This window comes from Algibacter luteus, from assembly GCF_030344935.1.
GTDB lineage: Bacteria > Bacteroidota > Bacteroidia > Flavobacteriales > Flavobacteriaceae > Arenitalea > Arenitalea lutea.
In genome coordinates this window covers 77,185-94,756 of the sequence record NZ_CP128313.1, presented here as the reverse complement: position 1 = coordinate 94,756, position 17,572 = coordinate 77,185, and the positions used below count along the sequence as shown (strand labels likewise).

The window sequence follows — 17,572 nt, the reverse complement described above, 5'->3', positions numbered from 1 at the left end:
ACTATAAAATTACTAAAAAATCCCGCCATAGCGGGATTTAAATTTTATGATTTTAAATTAAGTTTTAAACTTAGTTCATTTAATTGGTCATCGTCAATAGGTGCAGGAGCATCAATCATTACATCACGCCCTGAATTGTTTTTTGGGAATGCTATAAAATCGCGTATGGTTTCTTGCCCACCTAAAATAGCAACCAGTCTATCCAAACCAAATGCTAAGCCGCCATGTGGTGGCGCACCGTATTGAAATGCATCCATCAAAAAGCCAAATTGTGCTTTGGCTTCTTCAGGTGTAAAACCTAAATAGTCAAACATTAATGACTGTGTTTCTTTATCGTGAATTCTGATGGATCCACCGCCAATTTCATTTCCGTTTAAAACCAAATCGTAGGCATTGGCTTTTACAGCTCCCGGATCTGTTTTAAGTAATTCTAATTGTCCTGGTTTAGGCGATGTAAACGGGTGATGCATCGCATGGTATCTTTCGGTTTCTTCATCCCACTCTAATAACGGGAAGTCCATTACCCATAGTGGTGCAAATTCTTTAGGGTTTCTTAACCCTAAACGTTCTGCTAATTCCATACGTAAGGCACTTAATTGTGTACGCACTTTATTTTTATCGCCTGAAAGCACACAAATTAAATCACCAGGTTTAGCGTCGGTAACTTCTGCCCATTTTTCTAAATCGTCTTGGTCATAAAACTTATCTACTGAAGATTTAAAAGTTCCATCCTCATTGCAGCGGCAATACACCATGCCTAAAGCGCCAATTTGTGGTCGTTTTACCCAATCAATTAATTTGTCTATTTCTTTTCGTGTATAACTATTTCCTCTAGGAACAGCAATTCCAACTACCAATTCAGCATTATTAAATACGCCAAAATCTTTGTGCTGGGCTACTTCATTTAGCTCTCCAAATTGCATCCCAAAGCGAATATCTGGTTTGTCGTTACCATACAAACGCATCGCATCATCATAAAGCATTCTTGGGAATTTCTCAACCTCAACTCCGTTTACTTCTTTCAGTAAATGACGCGTTAAACCTTCAAAAGCATTTAAAATATCTTCTTGCTCAATAAACGCCATTTCACAATCTATTTGTGTGAATTCTGGCTGCCTATCGGCTCGTAAATCTTCATCTCTAAAACATTTCACAATCTGGAAATATTTATCCATACCACCCACCATAAGCAATTGCTTAAAGGTTTGTGGCGACTGAGGAAGGGCATAAAACTGACCTGCATTCATTCTAGATGGTACTACAAAATCTCGAGCGCCCTCAGGCGTAGACTTAATTAGATATGGTGTTTCTACCTCAATAAAGCCTTCTTTTGATAAATAGTTTCTAACCTCTTGAGTTACTTTGTGTCTAAAAATTAAACTGTTTTTTACAGGGTTACGACGAATATCTAAATAGCGATATTTCATTCGTAAATCTTCACCACCATCGGTTTTATCTTCAATAGTAAAGGGAGGAAGCATAGCTTCATTTAGAATGTTTAATTCCGAAACTAAAATTTCAATATCTCCAGTTGGGATATTTGGGTTTTTTGAAGCTCTTTCAATTACTTTTCCTTTCACTTGAATAACATACTCGCGTCCTAAGTTTTGGGCTTGTTCTATTAGCTCTTTTGAAGTGCGCTCTTCATCAAAAACCAATTGCGTTATGCCGTAGCGGTCGCGCAAGTCTACCCAAACAATAAATCCTTTATCTCTTGATTTTTGCACCCAACCCGATAGGGTTACTTCTGTATTAACATTTGTAGCTCTTAATTCGCCACAATTATGACTTCTATACATGATTAAATTTTAGATGCGCAAATTTAATGAAATACAACAGAGTATTAATTTTAAATATAGATTTTTTAATACAATCCATACTCATTTATAACCGGTGTGATTTGTTATTCGAATGAGCGCATTCATAATATCATATTTTTTTGAGGCTTCAACAATAATATTCTCAATTTTAATAGCGTATTTATATCAAATTATTATATGCACGCATAACATTTTTCTAGTAAATTCTGTTTTCATTCCATAAAAAGCATATATTAGCGACAACTAACTCAAAATAATAGTAATTATGATTAAATTTTTAAACTTAAAATCTTTGATTTTATTTATGTTCTTAGGAACCTCAAGTCTTGTCTTTGGACAGACTGTATCTGGTGTGGTTACGGATGATTCGTCGCAACCTGTCCCTGGTGTTTCAGTAGTTGTTAAAGGAACTACAACGGGAACAACTACCGACTTTGATGGAAACTACAGTTTAAATGCCAACAATGGTGACACTCTTGTGTTTTCGTACGTAGGTTATGAAACTCAGGAGGCTGTGGTTACAGGTAGCACATTAAATGTTACCTTACAATCTGGAGTTGCTCTAGATGCTGTTGTCTTACTAGGTAACAGATCTAAACCTAGAACGATTTTAGATTCTCCAGTACCTATTGATAATATTAGTGCTGAAGAATTAACAAGCGGTGGGCAACCAACTATTGAAGCGATGTTAACGTTTAAAGTGCCATCGTTTAATGCTCAGCCACAAGCTATTTCTGATGCGACAGCGCATTACGACCCAGCAGATTTACGTGGATTAGGACCAAGTAGAACATTAGTTTTGGTAAACGGTAAACGTAAAAACCAAAGTGCACAGGTTTACTTAAATAGAACACCTGGTAAAGGTGAGGTTGGAGTAGATTTAAAAAGTATACCTACAGCAGCTATTGAGCGTGTAGAGATATTACGTGATGGTGCATCGGCACAATACGGTTCAGATGCGATTGCAGGTGTAATTAATATGGTGTTAAAAAAAGACGCTCAGTTTTCGACATTTTCTGCAAAAACAGGAATTACTTCTGAGGGTGATGGTTTTAACTTTGCTACAGATTTCAATACAACCTTAGGATTTGGTGAAGGTGGATTTGTAAACCTTACTTTAGGGTATTATAACCAGAAACTTACTAATAGAGCAGGAACTCCAGGTGTTGCAGATTTACCAAGTGATGCTAGAGATTATGAAATAGAGTGGGCACAGAACAACCCAGATTTAGGGATGCACGTAGGTCAGCCAGATTTAGAAAAAGGCGATGTTTTTGTAAACATGTCTCATCCAGTTGGAGAAAATTCAGAATTTTATTCTTTCCACGGTTATACCTTGCGTACAGGTCGTAGTTTTGCATATTACAGAGCACCTTATTGGAGACGTGATGTTGCAGATGCGAACTTCATTACAACCGATGGAAATTTTCAAGGTTACCAACCAACTTTCGAAGCAAGAATTAAAGATCATATTAATTCTGCTGGTTTAAAAATGGATTTAGGTGAAGGATGGAATGCCGATGCGAGTCTTACATTTGGTAAAAACAGTGTCGATTATACCGTTAATAATTCAGTGAATAGAGATTATTTAGCTGATAATGGTACATCTCCTAGAACGTTTAATCCAGGTGGATATAGTTTAAGCAATGTTATTGGAAATTTAGATTTTTCTAAAGTATTTTCTGATGTGGTAAGTGGATCATTTGGACTTGAATATAAAAAGGAAAAATTTGAAGCAAGAGAAGGAAATCCATTATCATATTATGGAGCAGGATCTGATTCTTTCGCAGGTATTAAACCTGAAGAATCTGGAGAATGGGATAGAAACAACTTTGCTGCTTATGCTGGATTAGATTTCGATATCTCAGACGCATTATTATTAGGAGTTGCAGGACGTTATGAAGATTTCTCTGATTTTGGAGATAATTTTTCTTGGAAATTAAACGGACGTTATAAATTAGGAAGTGCAGGAGCTCTTAGAGCATCTTATAGTACAGGATTTAGAGCACCAACATTACACCAACGTCATTTAACAAATAGCCAGTATATAATTGTTGCGAGTTCACCAGAACCTCTTTTACAAGGAACTTTAGCAAATAATAATCCTGCAGTTGAAGCTTTAGGTGTTCCTAATTTATTTGCAGAAACATCCAGAAACATGTCGGCAGGTATTACTTATCAGTTCGATAGAAACTTCTCTGCGTCTTTAGATTTTTATAGTATTAATGTTAATGATCGTGTTTTATTTTCTTCTCAAATTGGAGCAGATGGAGACGATACTACAACTAATCCTGTAGAGCAAATACTTGAAGATAATGGAGTTGTAGCGGTACAATTTTTTATAAACGCAGGTGATACTAAAACAACTGGTGCCGATTTAGTTTTAAATTATAGAAACATGGATTTCGGAGCTGGTAAATTACATGCTAATTTAGCGGCTAACTTTAATAAAACTACAATTGATGCAATTAATACACCAGATGCTTTAGCACAAAACGGATATGATATTTTTGCAAGAATTGAAAAAGGTTTAATTACAAGTGCAAGACCAAGATCCAAAGTAATATTAGGATTAGATTATGAGTCTGATAAAGTAAATGTTGGATTATATAATACTATGTTTGGAAAAGTTACAATAACTTCTCCTAATGGTGCAGAATTTGACCAGGAGTTATCTTCTAAAATTGCAACCGATTTAAGTTTGAGTTATAAATTTACAGATAATTTAAGTCTTACAGGTATAGTAAATAACTTATTTGATGTATATCCAGATGTAACAAAAGCATCAACAGGAACTGCGCAAGCAGGAAGCAGATTTGTTTACTCTTCTGAAGTACAACAACTAGGTCAATTAGGTACAAATTTTAGTATCGGGTTGAACTATAAGTTTTAGTTAAACACAAATTTTTTGATATCAAAAAGCCCCAACATATGTTGGGGCTTTTCTTCGCTATTAATTAATCCTTTTAATATTAGAAATAAAAGGATATTGTTAAAACAACCTTAATTACAATTGTTTTATCCTTTCAAATGCTTTTAAATTTTATATTTAATCTGCAATTAACTTTTGATTTGTTGAAACTCGACTTTTAAATAACCACATTTTAAATTTCGTGACAAGATAAAATAAAATTGGGACAACTATCAATGTTAAAAAAGTTGCTACCAAAAGACCATAAATTACAGTCCATGCTAAAGGGCCCCAGAAAATCACATTATCTCCACCCATATATATATGAGGGTTAAATTCGCTGAACAAAGTAAAGAAATTTATATTTAATCCGGTAGCTAAAGGTATTAATCCTAAAATTGTAGTAATAGCGGTTAATAAAACTGGGCGTAAACGCGCTTTTCCGCCTTTTACAATCGCTTCAACAAGATTGTCTTGTTCTAGATATTGATCTTCGTCCAGATCGTCTTTTACCTTTTGTCGGTCAATAAGTAGTTGTGTGTAATCTAATAGTACAACACCATTATTCACTACAATTCCAGCTAGAGATATAATACCCATCATGGTCATCATAATTACAAATGAACTACCCGTTGCAACAATGCCTCCAAATACACCAATTAAACTCAAGAAAATAGCTAACATGATAATTCCAGGTTTTGAAATGGAGTTAAATTGAAAAATTAAAATAAAGAAAATTAATCCTAATCCTGTAAAAAACGCACCCATTAGAAAAGCCATTTGCTTATTCTGTTCTTCTATTTGGCCAGTGTAATCAACTTTTACACCTTCTGGTTTTTCTGTAAAACTTTGCATTTCGTGTCTAATATTTGAAACAATGGCTCCAGCATCTGTAAATCCAGGAGCTAAAGCAGAGTATAGGGTTACAACACGCTTTACATCTTTATGTTTTATAGCACTAAATCCAGAGCTATTTGATTGCTTGGTAACCGCAGAAACGGGAACTTCTTTAATTTGACCAGAGGCCATGTCTCTAAAAGTTATTTTCTGATTAAAAATAGCGCTGGTATTATATCTGTTTTCTTCGTTAAAACGCACGTAAATATCATAATCTTCCCCATCATTTTTGTAAACACCTGCTTTTGCACCAAAAATTGAGTTACGAAGTTGTTGTCCAACTTGACCCGAAGTAACGCCTAATTCTCCTGCCTTTTTTCTGTCAATAATAACCTGCATTGATGGTTTCATTTTATTGACATCTATTTTCAGCTCATCAATTCCTTGAATGTTTTTAGTGTTGATGAAATCGCGCATTTTTTCGGCTGTAGCAATTAATTCGCCATAATCTTCTCCTTCTAATTCAATATTAATTGGATATCCCGCGGGAGGGCCAACAGCATCTTTTTCAACAGAAATAGCTACACCAGGATAAACATCTTTTAAAGCTTCTTGTACTTTTTTAAGAAGTTCTTGACTGTCTGCACCTTCTCTGTATTTATACTCGCGCATGGTGGCTGTAATTTTTCCACGATGTGGCATTTCTGCGGCAGAACCTCCATCGGTTTGAGGATTTCCGGCGCCTTCACCAACTTGCGATACAGCACTTTCAGTAAGAAAATTGTAGCCGTCTTTTATATATTCTGGATCGTTAATGATTTTGTAAACACGCTTTTCAATATCTTTTGTAATAGCATTTGTTTTTTTAATATCTGTACCTTCAGGGTACTCTATATAAACAATGATTTGATTTGGTGTGTTATCTGGGAAGAATTCCACTTTTGTACGTTGACTGCCAACCGAAGCTCCAAAGCCCATAAAAGCAATTACCAATAAAATGGTTGTGCCTATGGCGATAAGTTGAGGTTTTTTACCACTAAGCGCATAACGTAACGATTTTTCGTAGGCACGTTCCCATTTAGGTAAAATATTATTCTGAAAACCATTTGCCCATTTTCTAAGGAATAGTCGGTATAACCAAAGCAATATTACGGTTACTATCATCAAGCTTCCTAATCCTCGGTATGCTCCGCCAAACAATAAAATAACCAAACCAAATCCGCCTAAAATCGCAGATATTTTAATGATATTTTGAAGTGGCATATCTTTATCCTCAGTAGTCATTAATTGAGAAACTAAAACCGAGTTAAAGAAAATGGCAACAAATAATGAGGATCCCAAAACTACCGATAAGGTAATTGGAAAGTAAATCATGAATTGCCCCATAACCCCTGGCCATAACCCGAGTGGAACGAAGGCAGCAACGGTTGTTAAAGTTGAAATAATAATAGGAAATGCTATCTCGCCGATTCCTTTTTTTGCGGCTTCAATTCGGCTCATGCCTTCTTCAGTCATTAAACGATATACGTTTTCAACTACAACTATTCCGTTATCTACAAGCATTCCTAGACCCATAATTAGACCAAAAAGAATCATTGTATTCATGGTGTATCCCATTAAGTTTAGTATCATGAGGGACATGAACATAGACATAGGGATGGCAAAACCAACAAAAAGCGCATTTTTAAACCCTAAGAAGAACATTAATACGGTTACCACGAGGATAATACCGAAAATGATATTGTTTATTAAATCATCTACTTGCCCAATGGTTTTTGATGATTGATCGTTAGCAATACTCACTTTTAAATCTGGAGGAAATACATTTTCAATGGCATCATCTACAATAACTTGAATCTGTTCTGCAGCCGCCACCATATTTTTTCCTGCTCGTTTTTTAACATCGAGCATCACCACTGGATCGCCAAATTCTCGTGCATAAGTTGTTTTGTCTTCGTCTTTAAAAGTGATTGTGGCTACGTCTTTTAAATAAATAGGATTATTGTGTTCTGATTTTACAACAAAGCTATCTAAATCTTTAGGGTCTTCAATTTCACCTAAAATTCGAATTGTTCTTCTTTGTCCGCTTGAGATTAAGTTACCTGCAGACATTGTCATGTTCTCTCTGCTTATCGTATTAATAATGTCGTCAAAGCTAACTTGAGCAGCCATCATTTTATAAATATCTACGGCAACTTCAACTTCCTTTTCTTGAGCGCCACGAATATCAACTTGCTTAATTTCTATTAAGCTTTCAATTTCATCTTCTAGATATTCGCCATATTCTTTAAGCTTATCAACAGGATAATCTCCAGAAATATTGATGTTAAGAATAGGTATTTCTTCAGACATACTTAAATCGAACACGTTAGGTTCAACCTTAGCGCCATTAAAAGTTGGCCAATCCTCACTCGCAGTTTCAGAATCTACTTCATCTTTAACCTTTTGTTTAGCATTATCAACAGAAATATTTTCGTCGAACTCAACAATTACTATTGAATAATCTTCTTGAGATGTTGAGGTTATTTCTACTACATTACTTACCGTTTTTAACTTATCTTCTATAGGGTCTGTAATCAGTTTTTCAATATCTTCAGCAGTATTTCCTGGGTAAACTGAGCTTATATATATTTTAGTTTCTTTTATTTCTGGGAAACTTTCTCGCGGCATACTAAAGTAAGCGCCGGTTCCTAAAAAAAGGATTAATGTAATAAGCACATACATGGTGGTTTTATTGTTAATAGCCCATGATGAAAACGCAAACTCTTTATCTACAGTTTTTTTCTTTTTATTTTTTGTCATTGGTTTTGTTATTAGAGTTTGGGTTGCTTATTCTACTACAAGAATTTTTACTTCCTGACCATCTTTTACACTACGAGCGCCTTCATCAATTATCTCTTCTCCATTTCGAATTCCTGATAGTACTTCAATATAATTGCCCTGGATTTTTCCAGTTTCTATAAACTCGCGCTTTACAGTTGCTTTGTTATCCACCTTATCAATAATGGTGTAAACATATTGTTGCCCTTCTGCATTTTCTGAAATGATACTTTGAGGTATTAATATGGCCTTAGGATTGGTGTAATCATTAATTTTAAGCTTTGCTGTTAGGTTTGGTTTTATGTCTAAATTTTTACTAGGAATTGCAATTTCAACTTTGAAAGATCGGTTTGCTGGATTAATAAAATTTCCTGCCTGACGTACTTTGGCATCAACTTCTTTTCCTAATACTGGAAATTCTACTTTAACTTCTTTTCCTTTTACAATATCTGATATGTAACGTTCTGGCACGTCTGTTTCAATATACATGTCATCAAGATTTACGATTCTAAATAATTGAGATTGCCCCGGTGCCACAACACTTCCTTGCTCTGTAATTACATCGTCAATAGTGCCTGAGAATGGCGCGCGAACTATGGTTTTACCTATTTGTTGTTGTATTTGATTTACAGCTTCTTCTTGAGCTTCGTAATTGGATTTAGCCTGCAAATACTGTATTTCGCTACCAATTTTTTGGTCCCATAAACGAGATTGTCTTTCAAAAGTTGTTTTTGCTAAAGCGGCCTGAATTTTAACTTGAGCTAATTGTTGACTTAATCCGCCATCATCAATTTTAGCAAGCATTTGTCCTTTGCTAACGTTTTGCCCTTCTTTGACATAAACCTGTCTTAACACACCACCATATTCGGCAGTAATAACAACATTTTGTTTGGTGCTTACGTTTCCTTGTAATTCAACAAAATGATCAAAAACACTTTCCTCTGCCGTAAATGTGGTTATTAATGGCACTTTTTCTTGAGGATCAAGTTCTTTAATTGATTTATCTAATTGTTTTAACTGTATTGAAATTTCTTGCGCTGTAGCATCAAGTTCTGCTTTCTTTTGTCTGATAAGTTCTAAATTGTTGGTTTCAATAATGTCTTCAACAGTTTTTTTCTTATCATTTCCGCAAGATGCAAGTAATAGAGAAGTTAATGCAAGAGAATATATATATTTCATTTTGATTGATTTTAGTAATTAATGGTGTTTAAAACGGTTTCTAATTCAGCTTTTTTATTAATAACATCCAACATCGCTTGAAGGAATTCTTGTTGAGAACTGTAAAGTTGAGTTTGTGCTTGTCTCAATTCGAAACTCGAACTAATACCTTCAAAAAATTTGGTTTGGTTTTTTTGCTCGATACGTTCGGCAAGATTTAAGTTTTTCTTTTTGTTTTCGTAATCCTCGATAGCAAACTGGTAATCACTTTTAGCCGCAGCTATTTCAAGTTTTATACGTTGCTCGGTTTCGGTTAAATCATCTTTAGCTTTTTCAAGATTTATTCTTGCACGTTGCGTTGATGCACTTCGCATGCCAGAACTAAAAATTGGAATACTCATGTTTATACCTACTAACGATGACCCAAACCAGTCTTGATCACTATCAGTGAATGTAAACGTATTGCTGAATGCCGAATACCCGCCGTTTATAAATGCTGAAAGTCGCGGTAAAGCTTTACTTTTTTCTAGTTTTAATAATAGTGATTTAGAAACCTCATCGTTTTTGGCAATTTTATAATCAATGGTGTTTTCAACATTTCCTTCATTTTCCAATAAATTGATGCTTATATATTGAGCGGTAAGGTTTTCAAGCGCATCAGTTAATACAGTTTTTGCGTTTATATCTAAACCAAGAGTCATGTTCAGCATTTGATAAGCTAAAGTTTTTAATCTTTTGGTCTTATTTAAGTTACTCTCTACTCCTGAAAGTGTAATTTGTAATTGCTCAACACTTTCTTCTTCTTCAAGACCATTTTCATAAATTTTTGTGGTTTCGTCAAGATTTTTTTGAAGAATACTAATGTTACGCTCTAATATTTTTACACTTTCTTCAGCCAAAAGCACATTACCATAAGCATTAATTACAGCTTTTCTAACTTCTAAATCGGTCTTTTCTTTAGCGTTTTTAGAAATTTCTAAAAATACTTTGGCCGACTGAAGCCCAACTAAATAAGAACCATCAAAAATTAACTGATCTATTTTAGCAAAGGCCGTAACACTTTGTTTTGTTGAAAAAATTACTTCTGAAAACTCACCTTCGTTTCCTCCAAAAAATTCGGCAGGAATTAAAGAAACTTGTTGTTTTAAAAAGTTTTGATAATCTATGTTTGCGCTAAGTTGTGGTAAACCTGTTGCGGTTGTTTCCCACTTTTGTTTCTCAGCTGCTTTAATATCTAAGGCTGCATTTTTAGCACTTCTGTTATTTTCTAAGGCAAAATCTATGGCTTCTTGTAATGAAAAACTTTGGCTGCTTTCTTGCGAAATCATTACAATGGAACATAATAAACTAAAAAATAGTATTAGTTTTTTCTTCATTTTATGATTGATTTGATGTTAAGTAAGTGTTTAATATTTGTAATCCTTTGTCAGTAACTATGGCTCTTAAATGGTATTCTAAATAGCTTTCCATTAAATATTCCATGGTGTAAATTTCTAAAGGGAAAATGGTGTTGTCTTTAATTCCCGTCATGCCATTAAAGTACATTCTAGAAATAAAATCGACGTTAATATTAGATCTAAACAAGCCTGTGTCAATACCTTTTTGTAAGCTTGATTTTACAGAGTCATGCATTTTAGCAAATTGCTGAATTTTTAAAGCTTCGTATATTTTTGGGTAATATTTTTTAAGTTGAAATTGTGGGGAAGATTTTTCGCTTTTTAAATGATGCATTACAAACATTTTAATGTCGTAAAGCTCTTCAATTGGATTTTTTGATGCAAAACAAATACAATCAATACCATCACAAATGTTTTCAAAAAGGGTAAATGTCACCGCTTCAACCAGTTTGGTTTTATTAGCAAAGTGCACGTAAATGGTTTTTTTCGAAATGCCCATTTCTTGAGCAATATCGTCCATTGTAACACTTTTAAAGCCTAGCGTAAGGAACATTTCGGCTGTTTTTTCTATAATCTTTTCTCTCATAAGTGGTGCAAATATAGCTTAGGAAACTATAAAAACAAAAAAAGTTTCCTAAGTTTTAATGTTTTTTTAACATATCCTATACATTGTTGTTTTTAATTATGCTGAATTACTCTATTTTTGTTTGATGCTATCAATAGAAAAATACCAACAAGAGTTTACAGCTTACTTAAAAGCATACTCTACTGTAAAAGAGCCCAAAAATTTATACGACCCAATAGATTATATTTTAGCTTTAGGAGGCAAAAGGCTCAGGCCAGTATTAACGTTAATGACTACGGATGTTTTTAATGGCGACTATAAAGGGGCTTTAAATGCAGCATTGAGTATTGAAGTTTTTCATAACTTTTCGTTAGTACATGATGATATTATGGACGATGCACCATTAAGACGCGGACATAAAACTGTTCATGAAAAATGGGATGTAAATACAGGAATTTTATCTGGAGATGCCATGTTAATTATGGCTTATCAGTTATTTGAAAATTATGACGCGAATACCTTTCAAGCTTTAGCAAAGTTATTTAGTAAAACGGCTTTGGAAGTTTGTGAAGGTCAACAATATGATGTGGATTTTGAAACGCGAAATGATGTTACCATTCCGGAATATTTAAAAATGATAGAATACAAAACTGCAGTTTTAGTTGGTGCTGCTATGAAAATGGGAGCCATAATTGCAGGAGCTTCTATAGAAGACCAACATAGTATTTACGAGTTTGGTAAAAACCTTGGGATTGCTTTTCAACTACAAGACGATTATCTGGATGCTTTTGGCGACCCAAAAACGTTTGGAAAGCAAGTAGGAGGAGATATTATTGAAAACAAAAAGACCTATTTGTATTTAAAAGCGTTGGAGTTTTCAAATGATGATGATAAAGTAAAACTAGCCCAACTTTTTGCATCACATCCGCAAAATACTGATTCAAAAATTAAAGAAGCGAAAGCATTGTTTGTTGCTTCAGGTTCTGCAGAAGAAACAAAACAAGCTATTAAGAATTATACGAGTAATGCATTTAAAGTTTTAGAAACTTTAAATATTTCTGAAGAAAAAAAGATGCTGTTAAAAGCATTTGGTAATAATTTAATGAACAGAACCGTTTAATGCAGTTACCTACAACTTTTAATGATTTAATTGAAGAAGCGAATCAATTAGACCTATACAAGAAATTAATTCAACAGTTAAATAAAGATTTGCTTTTGGCTAATATCGATTTAGATTTTCATGAAGAAATTCTTCCAACAAGCTTAAAACTTATGCTTCATGAAACTATTTATAAATTGATTCAAGAGAAATTTACCGAATACTTGAACTTGCTTTACATAATTGATGTATCAGAAAAGCAAGTGAAAGCTCTAGATGGAGACGATATGGTGAAGCTAGCAGAGGAGGTTTCTTTTTTAATTTTGAAACGTGAATGGCAAAAAGTTTGGTACAAGAACAAATTTAATTAAGACAAATTAGTCTTAATTAAAAATATTTTATATTTTTGTATCATATTAATACATTATATGTTTTCTAAAGCTTGCGAATACGGTATAAAAGCATCAATTTTTATTGCTATCAATTCTTATGAAAGTAAGCTTGTTAGCCCTAAAGAAATAGCAAAGGAAATAGATTCTCCGCAAGCATTTACTGCTAAAATTTTACAGGCCTTAGTAAAACATGATATTGTAAATTCCATAAAAGGTGCTTATGGTGGATTTGAAATTGATAAAAATAAAATCGCTAAAGTTAAACTGGCTCAAATTGTAAATGCTATTGATGGCGATGCTATCTATAATGGCTGTGGTTTGGGTTTACATAAATGTGATGAGGCACATCCTTGTCCTGTGCACGATAAGTTTAAAAGTGTAAGAGAAGAGTTAAAATTTATGCTAGAGAATACGAGTTTAGAAGAACTAGCACTTAACATTAAGTCTGGGGCTTCATTTTTAAAGGTCTAAAAAAATTTGAATATAAATAGGATAAAATTATCCGAATTAAATAATTACTTATGGTAACAATAAAAAAAGATTCAGAAAAACAAATTGGGCAATTTGTAGCCGAAGATTATAGAACAGCAGCAGTTTTTTCTAAGTATAAAATAGATTTTTGCTGCAATGGGAATAGAACCATTCAAGAAGCCTGCGAAAAAAAAGGAATTGATAGCAATGATTTATTAGATGAGCTGCAAAGCGTTTTAAGTAATAAAGGTGAACAATCAATAGATTACAAATCGTGGCCATTAGATTTATTAGCTGATTATATTGAAAAAAAACACCATCGATATGTAGAAGAAAAAATTCCTGTATTGCGTCAGTTTTTAGATAAACTATGTCGCGTACATGGGGAGCGCCATCCAGAATTATTAAAAATAAACCAACTTTTTACAGCATCGGCAGGTGAGTTGGCAGCACATATGAAAAAAGAAGAATTGATTCTTTTTCCGTTTGTTAAGAAAATGGTATCTGCAACATTAAATACAGCGACTGTAGCGGCGCCGCAATTTGGGACAGTTATGAACCCAATTGAAGTGATGATGCAAGAACATGATAATGAAGGTGAACGTTTTAGAGAAATAGCTGCATTGACGGATAATTATAACCCACCTGCAGATGCATGTAATACATATCGTGTAACATTTGCTATGTTAGAAGAATTTGAAAAAGATTTGCACTTACATATCCATTTAGAAAATAACATTTTATTCCCTAAGGCCATAAAACTAGAGCAACAATTTAGTTAATAGCATTAATTTTGTTCGCAAAAAAACTAGTTTTAAGAATCCTAAAATTCCAGAAAGGGTAACTTTTCTGGAATTTTTAATTATATCCAAATGATAAAGGTTTAATGTTTACGAAAGTTAGATGTCACTATCTAGATACCTTTTCAATTATATTTAAAATAATCAAAATATGTTGCTATCAGATTTTTTAAGGTTGATGTTTTTTGCTTTAATTCAGACGCATTTTTGACATCTTTAATTTCTGTTATTTCTTCTAAAATAGGAACAAGAACCACATGGAGTTGGTCGTGTGCTTCTCCTTTCATATCGCAACTTTTTATAATGTAACTGGTTTCTTTTGAAAGTGCATCACCCAATAAATTACCATCTGAAGTTCTGTTATTTTTCAAAATGGAATCCATTCGATGCATACCAATATGTGTTTCTTTATTGGCTATCCATTTTTCACCGTTGTTTAAAATGAGCTCTAAATTATCTGCTGTTGAAATAGCTTCAGTTTTCGTCCCGTTTTTACAACCTAATGTGGCTATAAATATGAGTATTATGGTTAAGGATTTTGTTTTCATCCGTTAAAATTTTAATGCCAATTATTGCCTCAAAAATCTTTTCTTTTCGATTTAAGTACTATTCTAATTACTGGCAATACTACCCAAATTAATAAAGCAAAAAGAGAAATAATAAGCCCAAAGTTGGTGCCGAAAAATTGCTTAAATACTGCGCCAGTATAACCTAATAACGCTGAAATATCTAACTTTAAAAGAATGAGTGTTCTTGATAAATCTATAGGGTTTAGCATTGTACCGATTAATGAAACTTTATCGAGTGGGTAATCTTCAAACAGTATAAGCGACATTAAAAATAACCCGTCATATATAATGGCTAAGAATAACCACATAAGTATGGCATAACCAAAACCTTTAATTCTGTTTTCATTAGAAAGTGCAATATTAAATGCCAAAGCGCTAAAAATAAAGGTTAAAAACACACCAACAATTAACAATAATGAAAAGTCCCAAATGGCGTTAGATTTGAATAAACCATAAGCAATAAAAGGAAGTCCTAAACCTAGAATTAAACTCATAGACAAAGAGATGGCCACACCTAAATATTGTCCTAAGAAAATAGAAGATCGTTTTAAGGGTTGAGCTAATAATAACTCGGTAAATTCTTTTGAGTTATAATAGTACATAACACCAAAAATAGTACCGATAAGTGGAACCAATACAATTATAACATTCATTAGTGTTATTACCGCTTTAGATAAATCGTTATTAAGAAATAAGAGCACAATACCTAATAGCAAATAAAAAGCAAAATAGACATAGCTCCAACTGCTTCGCATTAAATCAAAAAAGCTGTATTTTAAAATTTTAAACATGGTTTTCGGTTAATATGTTAGCAATAGCATGCTCAAAATCTTGTTGTTTTGTTTTAGTCTTCAATTCAGAAATACTGCCTTTAAAGTAAATTTTCCCTTCTAGAATAAAAACAATTTCGTCTGCAACTTCTTCTACAAAACTCATAATATGAGATGTTATTATGATGGTTTTGCCTTTTGCTTTTTCCGCTTGAATTAATTCTTTAAGTCGTATTAATGAAATGGGGTCTAAACCAGTAGTTGGTTCATCTAGAATTATAATAGGGCTATTAAACATAAAGGTTAAAACAATATTTACTTTTTGTTTAGTACCACCAGATAAAGTACCTAGCTTTTTGTTAAGAAAAGGTTCAAGTTTAAATGTTTCGATTAAATCTTTATCCACTTCAGTATGGCCTCTTAAGTCTTTAATCATCTTGATTAATTCATTAACTTTTAGATTACTTGGAAAATTAGCAATCTGAGGTAAATAATCTATTTTATGTCTGTAATCTGAGTTGTTCTTAATATTTGATTCAAAGACTTTGATGGTTCCTTCATCTGGAATCACCATGCCAAGAATAGTTTTTATAATCGTCGTTTTTCCTGAACCGTTAGGACCAAGTACAGCAAAAATACCACCTTCTTTAATTGAAAGATTGATGCCATTTAGCACATCGTTTTTGCCAAATTTTTTAAATAAATTGGTTATTTCTACCATGTAACCAGTGTCATTAAAGGTTGATTGTCAATAAGATTTTCTGGTGTGAAAACCGGTGATACTTTTTCAGAAAAATCAATAATGTCTATAAAAAGACTACGCAGTAAAACAATGCTTTCCGGAGTCCTATTTACCAAGTATGAAAATAATTTAACGGGTCTATACGGTATGTCACCAATACCATTTTTATCTAAATCATAACCAGTATAATTACTCCAATAGTTATTTTCAAACTTATTACTATTTAAGTTTCCTGAATAGGATAAATCAAAAGAATTGTACAAGAAATTATTTTTTGAATAGATATTATCATAACAAGCACCATGAACTTTTATAGCATAACCATTATTTTTAAATGTATTTTCTGTATAGGTGATACGGTTGGTACCATCGGCATTAATGCCAATAGTGTTGTCTTCAAAAATATTATGTTTTAATTCGGCATCATTGATTTCTTTTAGTAAGATGCCATAGGATGCTGTTCCCCAATTTTTTTTAAAAACATTGTTGAACATTTTTATTTTTTTCGAAAACATTACTGCGACTCCGGCACCATTGGCTTCAAATGTGTTGTTTTCATAAGTGTTCTCATTAGAGAACATAAAATGCAATCCGTAGCGCATATTTCCAGTAGAGTAATTGTTTGAGATATAACTGTTACTCCCAAATTCTAAGTATATCCCGTCACGCATACGTCTAACATCATTATTAGTAATGTTTACATTTTCACAATGCCAGAGGTGAATGGCATTGCCGGAATCTGCTTCTGCCTTTCCTTCACCAGAAATAGTGTTATTATGTACCAAACCATCTTTAGATTTTTGAATTAAAAAACCAAAAAACGCATTTTCTACAGTAACATTTTCAATTACAAAATCATAAGATTTAAAGAGTAAAATAGCAGCGTACTCTTTGGTATAGCTAATTTCGATATTTTTAATTATTAAGTTTTTAATAATAATATCTGTGGCTTCAACTGAAAAGCCATAACCATTTTGTTGAGTGTCTATTATTGTGCCCTCTTCACCAGTAATATGAAGTGATTTCTTGTAAATAATTATGTTAGATTCTTTATAAAGCCCCTTTTTAATGAAAATATGGTCTCCACTTTTCGAGCTATCAACTGCCGTTTGTATGCGGTTAAAATCACAACCTGCTTCGCAAACTGTAATTGTTTTTGCTGCTGCAAAACAAGTTGTGATTAAAAACAACAGAATACAAAGGCGTATTTTCATACTACGA

14 protein-coding genes are annotated in these 17,572 nt (G+C 33.1%); 5 read left to right on the top strand and 9 right to left on the bottom strand.

All coding sequences use genetic code 11. The features are described 5' to 3' along the window. Window positions 1-44: 44 nt before the first annotated feature. Complete coding sequence (gene aspS, locus O5O44_RS00365) at window positions 45-1,799, bottom strand: aspartate--tRNA ligase (RefSeq protein WP_289195287.1); 1,755 nt, start codon at window positions 1,797-1,799, stop codon at window positions 45-47. Window positions 1,800-2,085: 286 nt separating this feature from the next. Here aspS and O5O44_RS00360 point away from each other — a divergent pair, with 286 nt between their 5' ends. Then, a complete protein-coding gene (locus O5O44_RS00360; RefSeq protein ID WP_289195286.1) occupies window positions 2,086-4,713 on the top strand; it encodes a TonB-dependent receptor in 2,628 nt (875 codons plus the stop codon). A 156-nt stretch (window positions 4,714-4,869) separates the two neighbouring features. On the opposite strand, the gene O5O44_RS00355 is transcribed toward O5O44_RS00360, so the two are convergent. Genes O5O44_RS00355 through O5O44_RS00340 form a run of 4 tightly spaced genes read right to left on the bottom strand, consistent with a single transcriptional unit; the run spans window position 4,870 to window position 11,529 of the window. Continuing rightward, entirely contained in the window at window positions 4,870-8,370 is a 3,501-nt protein-coding gene (locus O5O44_RS00355; protein ID WP_289195285.1) for an efflux RND transporter permease subunit, read from the bottom strand. Between the two features lie 27 nt (window positions 8,371-8,397). Further along, window positions 8,398-9,567 carry an efflux RND transporter periplasmic adaptor subunit gene (locus O5O44_RS00350; RefSeq protein ID WP_289195284.1) on the bottom strand — a complete coding sequence of 390 codons (1,170 nt, stop codon included), beginning with the start codon at window positions 9,565-9,567 and terminating at the stop codon, window positions 8,398-8,400. 11 nt (window positions 9,568-9,578) lie between these two features. Next, entirely contained in the window at window positions 9,579-10,922 is a 1,344-nt protein-coding gene (locus O5O44_RS00345) for a TolC family protein (protein WP_289195283.1), read from the bottom strand. A gap of 1 nt (window position 10,923) precedes the next feature. After that, the gene (locus O5O44_RS00340) at window positions 10,924-11,529 is read right to left on the bottom strand and encodes a TetR/AcrR family transcriptional regulator (protein WP_019386736.1); all 606 of its coding nucleotides are present in this window, start codon (window positions 11,527-11,529) and stop codon (window positions 10,924-10,926) included. 124 nt (window positions 11,530-11,653) lie between these two features. On the opposite strand from O5O44_RS00340, the gene O5O44_RS00335 reads away from it, so the two are divergent. From O5O44_RS00335 to ric, 4 genes are read left to right on the top strand one after another with little or no spacing between them, the layout of a single operon-like run. Then, window positions 11,654-12,628: a polyprenyl synthetase family protein gene (locus O5O44_RS00335; protein ID WP_289195282.1), complete on the top strand. Its 975-nt coding sequence runs from the start codon at window positions 11,654-11,656 to the stop codon at window positions 12,626-12,628. Continuing rightward, complete coding sequence (locus tag O5O44_RS00330) at window positions 12,628-12,978, top strand: hypothetical protein (protein WP_289195281.1); 351 nt, start codon at window positions 12,628-12,630, stop codon at window positions 12,976-12,978. The genes O5O44_RS00335 and O5O44_RS00330 overlap by 1 nt, the downstream gene beginning before the upstream one ends. A gap of 57 nt (window positions 12,979-13,035) precedes the next feature. After that, window positions 13,036-13,470, top strand: coding sequence for an RrF2 family transcriptional regulator (locus tag O5O44_RS00325; protein ID WP_019386733.1), 435 nt, complete (start codon window positions 13,036-13,038; stop codon window positions 13,468-13,470). A 50-nt stretch (window positions 13,471-13,520) separates the two neighbouring features. Beyond that, a complete protein-coding gene (ric, locus tag O5O44_RS00320; protein ID WP_289195280.1) occupies window positions 13,521-14,252 on the top strand; it encodes an iron-sulfur cluster repair di-iron protein in 732 nt (243 codons plus the stop codon). Between the two features lie 143 nt (window positions 14,253-14,395). On the opposite strand, the gene O5O44_RS00315 is transcribed toward ric, so the two are convergent. Genes O5O44_RS00315 through O5O44_RS00300 form a run of 4 tightly spaced genes read right to left on the bottom strand, consistent with a single transcriptional unit; the run spans window position 14,396 to window position 17,565 of the window. After that, entirely contained in the window at window positions 14,396-14,818 is a 423-nt protein-coding gene (locus O5O44_RS00315; RefSeq protein ID WP_289195279.1) for a hypothetical protein, read from the bottom strand. A 29-nt stretch (window positions 14,819-14,847) separates the two neighbouring features. Beyond that, window positions 14,848-15,630, bottom strand: coding sequence for an ABC transporter permease (locus O5O44_RS00310; protein ID WP_289195278.1), 783 nt, complete (start codon window positions 15,628-15,630; stop codon window positions 14,848-14,850). Next, window positions 15,623-16,330, bottom strand: coding sequence for an ABC transporter ATP-binding protein (locus O5O44_RS00305; protein ID WP_289195277.1), 708 nt, complete (start codon window positions 16,328-16,330; stop codon window positions 15,623-15,625). The genes O5O44_RS00310 and O5O44_RS00305 overlap by 8 nt, the downstream gene beginning before the upstream one ends. Continuing rightward, window positions 16,324-17,565 (bottom strand): nitrous oxide reductase family maturation protein NosD, encoded by a 1,242-nt coding sequence (locus O5O44_RS00300; protein ID WP_289195276.1) that lies wholly within the window; start codon window positions 17,563-17,565, stop codon window positions 16,324-16,326. The genes O5O44_RS00305 and O5O44_RS00300 overlap by 7 nt, the downstream gene beginning before the upstream one ends. Window positions 17,566-17,572: the final 7 nt, after the last annotated feature.